Below are 13,135 nucleotides of genomic sequence, written 5' to 3' on the forward strand. Positions count from 1 at the left end.
CTTCACGAGCTTTAGTTGTTGCCACGGCTTTAGCTGTATCTTGAACTGTAGTTGTTTTTTCAGCTTTAACTACTGGTTGAATTTTAACTGGAGCTTTACCTGTTAAGTAAGGAACGTGAACATAAGCTGTTTTTCCGTTATATTCAAATTGGATCCAACCATTTTCAACTTGGTGTGTTGTTTCGATTACGTCATCTTGTTTCAATTTACCAAGAATCTCTGAGTCTGTGTTTGCACCAGCACGTACGTTTAATACGTTAGCTGTTACGTAGTAAGTGTCTTTTGTGTAGTCAGCGCTAATGAAAGCTTCTTTACCGCTATTCAATTTCACTTTTGACCATCCGTTTTCTGTATGTAAAACGTTAACTTTATATCCATCTAATAATTTTCCTACAACTTTTGATTCAGTAGTTGGGTTTTCTCGTACATTTAGTACATCAGTCGTTACGATTGTTTCTGCTTTAGCAGATGTTGTGAAAATCCCAAGACCAAAAACCGCTGCTGTTGCTATACCCATAAATTTTTTCATAATAGCCTCCATTGCATTTGTTTTCGTTGACCTCATTATAGCAACCATTATTTTCTTATTTGCGAAAAACATAGAATTACAAAGCTTTCGTAACGGCTCATTAATATTCTGTAATAATTCCAGTAATATCCTAAAAGCGCTTTCTTATAGTTTTCAGGGGAGGTTTGAGCATGTGATACATAAAATAAAGAGTATTTCAATTTCTAATAGATTAATAATGTTTCCTAAGTATTACATAATTGTTTCGTAGACATTACAAAAAAGGCGTATTTTGTTGTTGGAGCAGGTAACTAGTTATGTAAAAATAACTATTTCAGTTGTAGAGAAATAGAAATAAGGTGAAATTTAATAAAAAATCGCTATAATTGTTACAAAATAAGTCGAGGTATGGAAAAAATTACGCCTTGATTTTGGTCTAGCACATAGTATTTTTGCAATAATAGGATTCTATCATAGCTTTAGTAGGTTAAAATAATGAAAAGTGTTGATAACGTGAAATATATATAATAGAAGAAACACGATTTAATAGATAAAGTGAAACTTTAATCAGTGGGGGGCTTCCACTGATTATTAGTTGAACCAATCGGACTTTTATGGGCAGCCCGACCCCCACCTAACTTCTTTGCTTTCACTGAATTTTGAGGTGGGGGTCTTACTGCCCATTAAAGCGGGATAAATAAAAAACGTAGGAGTGTAAACTCCTACGTTTTTGTTTATTCATATCGTAAACATTCAATTGGATCCAGTTTTGCAGCTTTGTTAGCTGGCAGTAAACCGAATATAATACCGATTAACATGGAAATACCTACTGCAAGAAGTCCAAGTTCTTTTGAGACAACGAGTGGCCATCCAGCAAAGATGGAGACGATCCAAGCGAAGAAGATGCCGAGCATGAATCCGATAAAACCACCGAGTCCTGTTAAAATACAAGATTCAATTAAGAATTGTGTCAATACTTTACCACGCGTTGCACCAAGAGCTTTACGAATACCAATCTCACGTGTACGCTCTGTTACAGATACAAGCATAATGTTCATTACACCGATACCACCAACAAGTAAGGAGATAGCGGCAATACCACCGAATACCATTTTCATCATACCGATTGATTCATCTAATTGCTTCGTAAATTCACCTAAGTCTTGTGCTTCGAATTTGTGCTCAAACTTAGGAGCTTTCATTTCGTTTAAAACAGAAACGGCTTGTTTTTCTACATTTTTACGTTCTGTCGGAGAGGTCATTGTTAATCTTACAGAGTCATACTCAGTTACTCCTGAAATGACAGGAGCGTTTTCAAGTGATGTATAACCTTCAGGCATCGCCATTCCAAATTCGTTTTTTGTTTCGTATACACCGACTATTTTATACGGCTTTCCTTTTATATCTGTGTATAAATTTGATTCCCAACCATTAAACAATTTATTGAAAGCTTCTTCATTTAATATAACAGCAGGGATTGCTTGGTTTAATTCGCTGTCGTTTAATTCACGACCGTGAACTAATTTTATTTTTGAATCTGTCATAAAGGCGCCTGTTCCACCTTTTAAATCAAGATTTACATCTTTTGAACCGGCAGATGCTTTCACTTTCATACTTACATCTGGATACACATCTTTAACTCCTGACACAGTTTGCAGACGGTTTAGCATATCAGGTGTGATTTTTGCACTATCTGTTCCGTAATCGGGATTTTTGTAGTAAATGGTTACTTCATTATCTTTTCCTTGGCCTAATTCTTCTTTAAACTTTGCATTTGTGCCATCACCCATTGAAATGATAGTAATAATGGCACTAATACCGATAATAATTCCTAGCATCGTTAAGATAGAACGCATTTTATGGGCAAAGATAGAGGAAAGGGCCATGCGTATATTTTCACTCGTGTTCAAAATTAACCTCTCCAATCTTGGACGATATTTCCGTCACGAATTACAATTTGACGTGCTGCAGCTTCCCCGATTTCACGATCGTGGGTAATCATAATGATTGTTGAGCCTTGTTTGTTTAATTCGTAAAAGAGATCCATAATTTGTGTACTCGTTTTCGTATCAAGTGCGCCTGTCGGTTCATCGGCTAAAATGAACTTTGGATTATTTACGATTGCACGTGCAACAGCGACACGCTGTTTTTGTCCACCTGATAATTCGTTCGGTAAGTGAGTAGCACGATCAGCTAAACCTACTTTTGTTAAAGCAGCTAATGAGCGCTCACGTCTTTCTTTTTTATCAACTCCAGCGTAAATAAGAGGTAGCTCTACATTTTGAAGTGCTGTAAGTCTCGGTAATAACATGAAGTTTTGGAATACGAATCCGATCTCCTTATTACGAACGCGTGCAAGTTCTGTTTCAGACATGTTTGAAATATTTTGCCCAGCTAGTTCGTACGTACCTGTCGTCGGTTTATCTAAACAACCGATAATGTTCATTAATGTTGATTTACCAGAACCAGATGGTCCCATAATAGAGGTGAATTCTCCTTGGTTCAGTGTTACGTCAATACCGTGTAATATTTGAACGGATTCTGCACCGTTTTGGAAGGATTTTGTGATGCCTTTTAAGTTAATCACTGGGCGACAACCTCCATACCATCTTTTAAGTCTTTTTCCGGTTTAGAGATAATTTCCTCTCCTTTTTTCACTCCAGAAACTTTTGCTTCACTATCAGTTTCGAATTCAACAGTAACTGCTTGTTCTTTCGCTTTACCGTCTTTTACGACGAAGACAACATTTTTGTCACCTTTTTTCACGATGCTGCTTTTTGGAACAATTGTGCCAGTTGCTTCGCCAGATTTACTTGTTACGTAAACGTGGAAGCCGTTTTGTAATTCTTCACTATTATCTAATGTGACAGTGAATTGATAGTTAGAAACTGTCTTGTTTTCATCCATACTCTTTAATGGTGTAGAACCAATTTCTGTTACTTTTCCTGTCCAAGTCTTACCAGCGACCGTTTTTGATGAAACAGTTACTTCTTGCCCAACTTTCATACTAGCAAGCTCATATTCAGAAAGTTGACCTTTTACTTTAAATGGGCCAGCGTGACGAAGTGTAATGCCGCTCATACCTGTTTTTTCATCAGCGATTTTTACGATATCATCAATTACGCCATCGGCAGGGCTCGTTACAGAAAGTGTGTTTACTTTCTCTTTTGCTGCTTTAATCATCTCATCAGCTTTTTCAACTTCAAATTTCTTCATTTCAAGTTGTGATTCTAATTGCTGTACTTCAATTTCTGATGCTTTTAATGCTTCAGCAGGAAGGCCTGCATTTTTATCTTTTTGTAATTTTTGTTTCGCAGCATCAATTTGCTTTTGGAACAATGTTACTTCTTTTTGTGCGATTTTCTTTTGCATTTCTGCTTCTGTTACACCTTGTTTCGCAGTAGGGTCATTATATTTAAAAAGGAGTTGCCCTTTTTTCACTTCATCACCTTTTTTTACAGCTAATTCATACGTACCTTTTGTTGGATCAAATGAAATTGTTTCAATTCCGTTTGGAATGACTTCACCGCCAAATTTTTGCGCGTTTTCAATCTGTTTTTCTGTTACTTTATATCCGCTATATGCCATTGCTACTTCTGAACCGCCGCCAGCAAATGCAAAGTATGATCCAGCTGCAATTCCGATTGCTACTACACTAGTAATTAACACTTTATTTTTCTTCTTCATCTATTTATCACCTTTTCGTTCGTTTTAGTATCTACATTAAGTATAGAAGAGGTAAAGAATCTGACAAATCGTTTTAGCTTACAATAACCTTACAGTTTTGTAAGGTATGAATATGTAAATGTAAGGTAGAGCTTGTCCCAGCGTAAGCAAATGAATTGACTCGTTGTTTCTTTCTTACAATAATATTGTATGAAGGAGAGGAGGAAGGAAGATGGAAGCTTATTTTAGTGCGCATCCATTAAAACCGTTTATTCCCTACTCAAGGCAACATGCCATTATATTATTTATTCTGTTGGTGGGAATCGTTTTTTTATATCAATACCAAGATGTATTACGTCAAAATGAGTGGAATATAACGGTTCGATATGCGATTGCATTTCTATTTATAGGGAGTGAAATTGGACTTCATATGTGGGAGTGGAAAACAGGGATTTTTGAGCTAGCCACTTCATTACCGTTTGAGTTATGTACAATTAGTTTATTGTTAGCGTCAATTATGATCATAACGAAAAGTTACCGTATATATGAGATTGTATTTTTTACAGGAATTATTGGTGCATCACAAGCCATTTTAACGCCAAACTTGCAGTATGCTTTTCCGCATTTTCGGTTCATTGAATATTTTATCGCGCATATATTGCTCATTTGGGCGCCACTCTTTATGACTTGGGTGGAAGGATATCGTCCGACAGTACAATCTATTAAACGCACAATGATATTTTTAAACATATTGATTCCGATTGTTTCGTTTGTAAATTACAAAACAGGTGGTAATTATATGTTTTTAGCTCATAAGCCAGAAACAGCTTCATTACTTGATATGTTAGGACCACATCCTTACTATATTATTTCATTAGAACTCGCAGCGCTTATTGGATGTTTTATTTTATATATGCCATTTGCGAAAAGAGAAAAACAGTTACACAAAGAATCGTTAGGGTCATAACCTAGCGATTTTTCACATGCTAAATATTTACAATTCAGAAAATTAAGAATAAAATTAAAGGGTAAATTATAGAGAGAGAAGGGCGAAAATGGTCAAAAAAGTATTTTTGAACGGGATGGAAGTGACGATTCAATTTCTTATTTCGATTTTGGGTATTATTTGTTTAGGGACATTGCCGAAACTATTTTATGGATTTGAGCTGCATGCATCACAATACATAAAGAGTTTACAAGAAGTGTTTGTGAATTTAATGGACATCACCAATTTTAAATATGTGGGAGATAAATTTTTATTTCCGCAGCTGTTCGTCCATTATAAAGAAACGATTATTATTTTTTTAGCTGCTTTTTTTATTTCATTATTTGTAGCATTTTGTATTGTTTATGTCATTATGAGTAGTTCACCGCGTATACAACATCGAATTAAATCATTTCTTATCTTGCTAGAATCCATTCCAGATATCCTTCTTATTTTAGTATCACAAATTTTAGTTGTATGGTTTTTTAAACAAACAGGTTTTTTACCTTTTCAAATTGCTTCAATTGGAGGCGAGTCGATTAGGGGGTTGCCAATATTGTGTTTGAGCATCCCGACTACGATTATGTTTGTAAAAATGGTCGTGCTTCGTTTTGAAAATGAACTAGAAAAAGATTATGTACTATTTGCTAAGGCGAAAGGGATGGGGCGCTTTCATATTTTAAATCGTCATATTTTACGAAATGTGTTGCTTAGTACATTATTCTTTGCGAAAACGAATATCTTTTTTATGTTATCTAATTTATATATTATAGAATGGATTTTTAATACGGGTGGTATTTTTATGTTTTTGAAATCGTATGAGGGTATTAGAGTTGAAGTTTTTATCGTGAGTGTACTGCTTATTTATATTCCGATTTTTATTTTATTTAAATTGTTTCATTATCTTATTCCGGCTGCGATGAAGGAGAGATTATAATATGTGGACGTATATAAAACGTGATAAAAGATTTTGGATAAGCATTGGTTTTCTTCTCCTATTAGTTCTTTTGAGCATCGGAAATACGATATGGAATGATGGACATATTAGACAAGTTACATTGCAATATGATGCGGATGAAAATCCGCAAGTACCACCGTTTTCACCTTCATTACAATTTTTACTCGGGACAGACCGGAAAGGGTACGACCTGTTACATTTAGTCATTGAAGGCGCAAAGTGGACGATTGGTATATCTATTTTAATTGCGGCACTTCGAATGGTAATAGGTGTGTTTTTCGGTGTCGTCCTCGGAACGTACATAAAAAGAGGTTTTTCAAAAATTGAGGCTTTCTTTGATAGTTTTACAGTTATTCCGACAGTTATGATTGCGTATTTTTTTCTTCAATTTGCAAGTACATTTGGAAGTGGGGAGGAAACAACAACCTTTTTTGAAAGGGCTTCGTTTCAAGTTGTCTTACTTGTAATGCTTGTAATGCCAGTTATTGCACTGTATGTTGCGAAGGAAGTTCGTAAGTTACGAACGGAAGAATTTGTTGATGCTGCGCGCATATTAGGTGGATCGAGAAGACATATTGTTATAAAGCATCTTTTCCCGCATCTTTATATGACGTTTATACTTGTATTTTTTCAGCAGTTTACGCAGACTCTTACTATTTTACTGCACTTAGGGTTACTAGAAATATTCTTTGGCGGAACGATTAAGTTTTTAGGACCGATAGAAGAAATAGAATCTTACACACATGAATGGTCAGGGCTAATTGGAGTCTATTTTAGATCATTAACAGTGAATCCATGGATTCCTCTCGTTCCGATTACATTTTTTGGACTTACTATTTTTTCAGGAAATATGATTGTAAAAAGTATCGAAGAGGCGATGATGAAAGTAAGGTTAGGAGGAGAGCTAAAGAAGGATGTTGTAGAAGAGGAACAATCTGCTGTGCAGTCAAAAGAAGAGCTGTTTACATTTAAACATACGATGTGAAAATAAAAAGAAGCAAGCATGTATTTCATGCTTGCTTCTTTTCTTTATTTTGTAGAAACTTCACCTTCAGCTTCTGATTGGGGAATATAGTAACCGATTATACCACCGATGATTGCTGGAATAATCCAGCCAATTCCTAAGTTATAAAAAGGAATGGTGTGTACGATATTCGCAATAAAACTTGGTATCATTTCCACATTATCAAGTGCGTGAATACAGCTAATAATGAATGCTGCGATCATTGCTCCGATGTAGACAGAAGGTTTACGTTTCGTATATTTATCAATAAATGATACGAAAATTAAAATGATTGTAATTGGATATAAAATAATTAATACAGGTAATGTAATTTTGATTAATAAACTTAAACCTAAGTTTGAAATCACGAAGCTAAAGATACAAACGTATAGTACAAGCTTTTTGTAAGAAACATTTGTTAGTACTGTTGCGAAATAGTTTGCAAATGCACTTACAACACCGATTGCTGTCGTTAAACAAGCGAAGATAATGGCGATACTTAATAAAACATTACCGCTTGTCCCAAAGAAGTAATACATAACAGTAGCTAATAGTTGACCACCGTTTTCGAATTGCCCTAAGTTTCCGTTTGAAGCTCCGATATAACCGAGTAAGAAATAAACAATTGTTAAGAATAGAGCAGCGATGCTTCCGCAAATGATTGTATATTTTGCGATAGATTTCTTCTCTTGTATACCGTTTTGACGAATTGCATTTACAACGATTGTTGATAGTACGAGAGCACCGATTGCATCTAACGTTAAAAACCCTTCAAGAAATCCTTTGAAAAATGGAATTTCTTTATAGTCACCAACAGGTTCTGCAAACGTTCCTGGTGAAAGAATTGCTTTTGTTGCCATAATTGCAATAATTCCAAGTAAAATGGGCGTTAATATTTTTCCGATATGATCTACTAATTTTGATGGATTTAATGATAAGAAGTAGACGACTGTAAAGAAAATCGCACTAAAAACTAACATAGAGTACCATTGGTCTGGGAAAAGTGGTGCAATCCCAATTTCGTAAGATACAGATCCAGTTCGTGGAATAACAAATAGTGGGCCGATTGAAAGATAAATAATGATAGCGAATACTGCTGCGAATTTTGGATGAACACGGCTTGCTAACGTGTTAAAACTACCACCGGCAAGGGCAACAGCAACGATAGCTAGTAAAGATAAACCGACGTCTGTAATAATAAATCCTGTAATGGAGATCCACATGTTCTCTCCAGAAGAAAGTCCAAGGAGTGGCGGGAAAATCATATTACCAGCACCGAAGAAAACTGCGAATAGTAATAAACTAATCGAAAGTATTTGCGCTGGTTTTAAAGTTGTACGCATATAAAGAAAATCCTCCTACTGAGTGTTTTTGTCGAAAATTCAAACAATTTGTCGAGTAACTGTTATTATTTTAAAGGTCTGATGACTAGAAAGCAATAGGGAATTTTGAAAAAATTAAAAAATAATGCATTAAATCGAATAAATATACTATTTATATGTTTAATAGGAAGGATTTAACTTATAACGTAAAAAAACACATATCCCTAGGATACGTGTTTTAAAAAAATATTTTTTTATCACGTTCTTCTTTTAAAATTTCAACCGCTTCTCTGAAACGTTGTGAATGGACGATTTCTCGTTCACGTAAGAAGCGTAGGCTGTCATTTATATCTGGATCATCTGATAAGTTAATAAGCCATTGATATGTTGCGCGTGCTTTTTCTTCAGCCGCAATATCCTCGTATAGGTCGGCAATTGGATCGCCTTTAGCTTGTATATAGGTTGCAGTAAATGGAACACCAGCAGCGTTATGGTAGTGGAGTGCACTATCATGATCAGCGTAATGAGGGTCAAGACCAGCAGCTTTCATTTGTTCAGGAGTCGCATCTTTCGTCAGCTTATAAACCATTGTAGCAATCATTTCAAGGTGAGCAAATTCTTCTGTACCAATATCGGTAAGGAGACCAATGACTTTATCAGGAATTGTATAACGTTGATTTAAGTAACGGAGTGCAGCAGCTAATTCCCCATCTGCACCGCCATATTGCTCAATTAATAATTTTGCAAGTGCTGGATTACAAGTTCCTACTTTAACTGGGTATTGTAATTTTTTTTCATAAATCCACATAGTTTCTCTCCTTTATATTTGCCATGGCCAAGGACCTTTGCTCCATTCCCAAGGGGCATTAGAATAGCTGTTTCCAAACTGTTGGAGTGGCCCGTATTTTTCTTCCATCTTTTGTTTTAATACTCTTCGTTTATAGGAAAAGTCATTAAATTGATTAATAGCAGCAGTGTCATCTGGATGTGTATCTAAATAAAGAGTGAGTTCGACTAGTACAAAGTCTAGTTCTTGAAGCTCCAGTAACAGCTGATAATATTCTTCTGGTAGCGATTGAGTCACGTCAGTAGTCACCGCCCTTTTTTATAAGGATTTTCATAATAGTCATAAAAAACAGGCCATAAAGTTCCTTTTTGGAGTGCTTCTTTTGGCGTAAATTGCGGTAAGTTTGGTGGTTGAAAGCCTAAAAATAAATTAGGAGGAGTAGAATAATATTTTTTTCCGATAGGAGGACAAGGATCGAGAGGACTATGATAGGGCACAAATGATCTCATATATTTATTCACGAATAAACCTCCTTACATGTTCATTACTACGTATTGTATTCAGACATAATGAGCATTTATGACACATATAAAAAAGTAACAGGTACGGGGGGAATGAATGTGGAGACTGTGAAACAATTCATTGTATTGGAAGTGAAAAACTTAAAGGAAACGTTGTATTTTTACGAAGGGATTTTAGGAATCAAACCTAGTTTAGAAAGACCGCAATTAGATGTAACGGGGGTTTGGTATGATGCTGATTCAACGAGAATTAGTTTTGTTATGAATCGCATGTTAGGTGGGCGGGAAAAAAGTGTTACAGATTCATGTGAGGATTTAACGTTTACGATTTCTAACATAGAGAAATTGAAAAAGAAGCTAGCGTTTTATGAAATTTTATATACAGAAAATGAATGTGCGAGGAGTATTGTAGTACAAGACCCAGATGGATATAAACTTCAAGTAGTAGAGAAGGGTGAATAAACGGAGGGGATTTAGTGGAGAGAAATTATGAAGAAAGTGCATTGTTTGAGCATCAATTTTGGCTAAAGGTACTTACTGATCATGCGCAGTTTTTACTTGATGCGTTAGCGCCGAAGGAAACAGAGGATATAAAGAAAGCTACTTACTTTGTTGAAACATTTACGAATCTGTTAAATAAAGTTCGGAATGTAAATCTGATGGCATTCTCAAAAGAGGCTGAACAAGCAGCTAAGGAAATACGAATGTTTAAATTAAATATTATACAGAAACAGTTGGAAGGAAAAATTACAATTCATTTTACGCCAACTTTTATCAATCATATGGTAAATGAAGTAGAGGAGTATATAACGGTTTTAGAGTTTTTAAAGAAAGGGGAAGTTCCGCCTGTTTTTCATGAACTGCACTATCATCTCGTTTGGTTAACGGATGCGGCTGGTCATGCGGGTTCTATTTCTGGTGGGCTAGATCTTGTTGAAAAAAGATTAAAAGAGAAAAGTGAAGAATTTACGAAGCATTTTGAACAATTTTACTTAAAGGCGGTTGAGATGACTGGATATTTACGAACGGAGCTTCATCATTTTCCAGCATTAAAGAAGTTTACAAAAGATGTTTCACTTGAATTGAAATTATTTTCACATTTTTTACATGAAGTTGAAGAATTGGAGTTATCAAATGAAGTATTAAGTACATTATCAGCTAGAATGGCAGACCATATGGCAAGAGAGGAATGTTATTACTTATTAAAATTGGCTCAATCGTCTGGACTTGAAATGCCAAAATGTAATCCGCTTTAAAGAAAAAGAGGTCAATTTTATTTGGCCTCTTTTTCTGTTTTATTGTCTCTTTTTATTTTTGCTTGTTCAATACTTGCCTGTAATGTCTCCATAATATTGATGATGTTTGGAGCAGGAGAGATTGTTTCCGTTTTTTCCTGTTGTTCAATTTTATTTTCGATTAATTCGGTAAGAGCTTCTTTATATTCGTCTGTATATAACTCTTGTTCGAAAGGGGTTGTAAGATGATGGATTAAATTCATTGCTGCGGTGAGTTCTTGTTTTTGAATCGGATAATTTTCGTTACTTGGTAAGTTAGGTATATTTGTTATATCGCGAATTTCATTAGGGTAGTGAATGGTTTGCAACATAAGTCCATCTTCAAAGTTACGGATAATAGCTAAATGTTGTTTTTTTCTAATAGCAATATGAATAAGCCCAAGTTTATTTGTACGTTCAAGAGCTTCTTTTAATAACAAATATGATTTTTCATGTCCTGGGGTAGGGCCTATAAAATAAGAGCGGTCATAAAGAACAGAATCGATTTCGTCATTTTGGACAAAAGATATAATACGAATGGATTGTGGTTCGTGAGCTTTTTGCAACGCAGCTAATTCTTTTTCATCCATAATAATGTATTTATGAGGTGCATATTCATAGGCTTTTACAATATCTTTATCATCAATTTCTTCATCCGTACAATCGGGAGCGAATTTTTTATATTTAATAGGTGTTAAGCATTCTTTATGGAAACTTAAAAATTTTATATCGTTTTCTTCTACGGCGCTATATAGTTTAATTCCTATATTTAATAGTCCAAGTGAAAGCGCACCTTTCCAGACGGTATGCAAATGAAACATCTCCTTTCGCTTAAAAATGATTATGTATATTATGAGATAGTAAGAAATTTCCTATACGTTTTTTGTTTTTTACGGAAGGGCTTGGGATATAAAATATATTGACAAGCCCTCCAAAATATTTTAATGTGATTGTATAAAATTGTGTATATAAAGGGGAGTAACTTATTACAGTAAAGTCGTCATTACAGGGAGAAACCCTCGGCTTTATTGGCAACGTTTCGTTGTTAGTGAGACCTTTACCAGCAATGGTAAAGGCCCCTTATTGTCTTTTTTAGGACCCTTACCATATTTGGTAGGGGCCTTTTTGTATACAAAGAGAGGAGAAATAAAAATGAAAAAACTGATTAGTAGATTAAGAGTTGTATTTCATGTTCGCCGATTTGTTCCATTCCTATTTGACTTTTTTACTTCAAAAGAGGTTTCAATAAAGAAGAAAATCTTATCCATTGCTTTTTTAGTTGGTTATGTAGCGATGCCGCTTGATTTAATTCCAGACTTCTTACCGTTCATCGGTATTTTAGATGATATTGGGATTGTGTTATTTATTTTGAACCGAATTGTAAAAATGGCCCCAGTTCAATTACAAGAAAAGCATAACGTAAATGTAGGATAGGAGTTAAAATATGGAGCAAATTATTTTAGATATAATCGAGTTTTTAAAGCAGTTTTCTTATTTTGGAGTTGTATTGGCTTTAACGTTTGAATTTATTCCAGCAGAAGTCGTTTTGCCTATGGTTGGATATTGGGTGTACGAGGGTGATATGAATTTTTGGCTAGCTGTATTAGCTGGAACGCTTGGCGGAACGACAGGACCGTTAACGTTATATGCACTCGGTTATTACGGTGGTCGTCCTCTATTAATAAAGTACGGGAAATACTTCTTTATTAAAGAAGAACAAATTCAAAAAGCAGATGATTTCTTTGAGAAATATGGACCAGTTGTAGCATTTGTTGGACGCTTTGTACCGGGAGTTCGAACGCTTATTTCTGTTCCTTGTGGTATGGCGAAAATGAACATATGGAAATTTAGTATTTATACATTTGTAGCAATGTTCCCGCTAACGACTTTATATGTCTATTTTGGAATGAAATTAGGTCCGCATTGGGAAAAGGCTGCGGATGTTGTTGGACAATATATGCTACCTATATTAGGAGGCGTTATTCTTATCGTGGCTAGTATCTTTGTCTATAAATATATGAAAAAAAGAAACAAAACGGAATCTATCTAGTCATATGAATATTTTTTGAAAATAGATGAATAGTACAGGCAAAAGACTCTAAAGGACATAC

Annotated in this window: 16 protein-coding genes; 7 read left to right on the top strand and 9 right to left on the bottom strand. The window is 35.0% G+C overall.

Translation table 11 applies throughout. The features are described 5' to 3' along the window. From MR083_RS10920 to MR083_RS10935, 4 genes are all read right to left on the bottom strand, one after another. On the bottom strand, positions 1–652 hold a 652-nt coding region (locus MR083_RS10920), incomplete at its 3' end, for an SH3 domain-containing protein (RefSeq protein ID WP_242269284.1). A gap of 590 nt (positions 653–1,242) precedes the next feature. Beyond that, the gene (locus MR083_RS10925; RefSeq protein WP_404841256.1) at positions 1,243–2,394 is read right to left on the bottom strand and encodes an ABC transporter permease; all 1,152 of its coding nucleotides are present in this window, start codon (positions 2,392–2,394) and stop codon (positions 1,243–1,245) included. Between the two features lie 26 nt (positions 2,395–2,420). Beyond that, positions 2,421–3,095: an ABC transporter ATP-binding protein gene (locus MR083_RS10930; RefSeq protein WP_000609103.1), complete on the bottom strand. Its 675-nt coding sequence runs from the start codon at positions 3,093–3,095 to the stop codon at positions 2,421–2,423. Then, a complete protein-coding gene (locus tag MR083_RS10935; protein ID WP_000728817.1) occupies positions 3,092–4,195 on the bottom strand; it encodes an efflux RND transporter periplasmic adaptor subunit in 1,104 nt (367 codons plus the stop codon). Before MR083_RS10935 ends, MR083_RS10930 begins: the two co-directional genes overlap by 4 nt. Before the next feature lie 211 nt (positions 4,196–4,406). On the opposite strand from MR083_RS10935, the gene MR083_RS10940 reads away from it, so the two are divergent. The 3 genes from MR083_RS10940 (at position 4,407) to MR083_RS10950 (ending at position 7,102) form a co-directional block, all read left to right on the top strand. Then, positions 4,407–5,141: a YwaF family protein gene (locus MR083_RS10940; RefSeq protein ID WP_242269242.1), complete on the top strand. Its 735-nt coding sequence runs from the start codon at positions 4,407–4,409 to the stop codon at positions 5,139–5,141. A gap of 88 nt (positions 5,142–5,229) precedes the next feature. Beyond that, on the top strand, positions 5,230–6,096 hold the full coding sequence (locus tag MR083_RS10945; protein WP_242269245.1) for an ABC transporter permease subunit: 867 nt from the start codon (positions 5,230–5,232) through the stop codon (positions 6,094–6,096). Between the two features lies 1 nt (position 6,097). Then, complete coding sequence (locus tag MR083_RS10950; RefSeq protein ID WP_033693524.1) at positions 6,098–7,102, top strand: ABC transporter permease; 1,005 nt, start codon at positions 6,098–6,100, stop codon at positions 7,100–7,102. Between the two features lie 44 nt (positions 7,103–7,146). Here the strand turns inward: MR083_RS10950 and brnQ2 are convergent, their stop codons facing one another. From brnQ2 to MR083_RS10970, 4 genes are all read right to left on the bottom strand, one after another. Continuing rightward, positions 7,147–8,463, bottom strand: a complete 1,317-nt coding sequence (brnQ2, locus tag MR083_RS10955; RefSeq protein WP_242269248.1) for a branched-chain amino acid transport system II carrier protein BrnQ2 — start codon at positions 8,461–8,463, stop codon at positions 7,147–7,149. A 217-nt stretch (positions 8,464–8,680) separates the two neighbouring features. Continuing rightward, positions 8,681–9,250: a spore coat protein CotJC gene (gene cotJC / locus MR083_RS10960; protein WP_000265273.1), complete on the bottom strand. Its 570-nt coding sequence runs from the start codon at positions 9,248–9,250 to the stop codon at positions 8,681–8,683. Between the two features lie 12 nt (positions 9,251–9,262). Beyond that, the gene (locus MR083_RS10965) at positions 9,263–9,526 is read right to left on the bottom strand and encodes a spore coat protein CotJB (RefSeq protein ID WP_000194492.1); all 264 of its coding nucleotides are present in this window, start codon (positions 9,524–9,526) and stop codon (positions 9,263–9,265) included. An 8-nt stretch (positions 9,527–9,534) separates the two neighbouring features. After that, on the bottom strand, positions 9,535–9,750 hold the full coding sequence (locus MR083_RS10970) for a spore coat associated protein CotJA (RefSeq protein ID WP_001046257.1): 216 nt from the start codon (positions 9,748–9,750) through the stop codon (positions 9,535–9,537). A gap of 33 nt (positions 9,751–9,783) precedes the next feature. On the opposite strand from MR083_RS10970, the gene MR083_RS10975 reads away from it, so the two are divergent. Continuing rightward, a complete protein-coding gene (locus MR083_RS10975; RefSeq protein WP_242269250.1) occupies positions 9,784–10,212 on the top strand; it encodes a VOC family protein in 429 nt (142 codons plus the stop codon). A 14-nt stretch (positions 10,213–10,226) separates the two neighbouring features. Beyond that, a complete protein-coding gene (locus MR083_RS10980) occupies positions 10,227–11,006 on the top strand; it encodes a DUF2935 domain-containing protein (RefSeq protein ID WP_000440981.1) in 780 nt (259 codons plus the stop codon). A 17-nt stretch (positions 11,007–11,023) separates the two neighbouring features. Here MR083_RS10980 and ku read toward each other — a convergent pair whose 3' ends face one another. Further along, entirely contained in the window at positions 11,024–11,836 is an 813-nt protein-coding gene (gene ku / locus MR083_RS10985; protein ID WP_242269286.1) for a non-homologous end joining protein Ku, read from the bottom strand. 340 nt (positions 11,837–12,176) lie between these two features. On the opposite strand from ku, the gene MR083_RS10990 reads away from it, so the two are divergent. Further along, a complete protein-coding gene (locus MR083_RS10990; RefSeq protein WP_000733844.1) occupies positions 12,177–12,458 on the top strand; it encodes a YkvA family protein in 282 nt (93 codons plus the stop codon). Between the two features lie 10 nt (positions 12,459–12,468). Beyond that, positions 12,469–13,074, top strand: coding sequence for a DedA family protein (locus MR083_RS10995; protein WP_000435017.1), 606 nt, complete (start codon positions 12,469–12,471; stop codon positions 13,072–13,074). Positions 13,075–13,135: the final 61 nt, after the last annotated feature.

This window comes from Bacillus cereus group sp. BfR-BA-01408, assembly GCF_022663305.1.
Lineage (GTDB): Bacteria > Bacillota > Bacilli > Bacillales > Bacillaceae_G > Bacillus_A > Bacillus_A pacificus.

Coding starts and splice junctions, on each gene's coding strand:
- MR083_RS10940 (WP_242269242.1), top strand. CDS start 4,407: ATGGAAGCTTATTTTAGTGCGCATCCATTAAAACCGTTTATTCCCTAC.
- MR083_RS10945 (WP_242269245.1), top strand. CDS start 5,230: ATGGTCAAAAAAGTATTTTTGAACGGGATGGAAGTGACGATTCAATTT.
- cotJC (WP_000265273.1), bottom strand. CDS start 9,250: ATGTGGATTTATGAAAAAAAATTACAATACCCAGTTAAAGTAGGAACT.
- MR083_RS10990 (WP_000733844.1), top strand. CDS start 12,177: ATGAAAAAACTGATTAGTAGATTAAGAGTTGTATTTCATGTTCGCCGA.
- MR083_RS10935 (WP_000728817.1), bottom strand. CDS start 4,195: ATGAAGAAGAAAAATAAAGTGTTAATTACTAGTGTAGTAGCAATCGGA.
- MR083_RS10995 (WP_000435017.1), top strand. CDS start 12,469: ATGGAGCAAATTATTTTAGATATAATCGAGTTTTTAAAGCAGTTTTCT.
- brnQ2 (WP_242269248.1), bottom strand. CDS start 8,463: ATGCGTACAACTTTAAAACCAGCGCAAATACTTTCGATTAGTTTATTA.
- MR083_RS10950 (WP_033693524.1), top strand. CDS start 6,098: ATGTGGACGTATATAAAACGTGATAAAAGATTTTGGATAAGCATTGGT.
- MR083_RS10925 (WP_404841256.1), bottom strand. CDS start 2,394: ATGGCCCTTTCCTCTATCTTTGCCCATAAAATGCGTTCTATCTTAACG.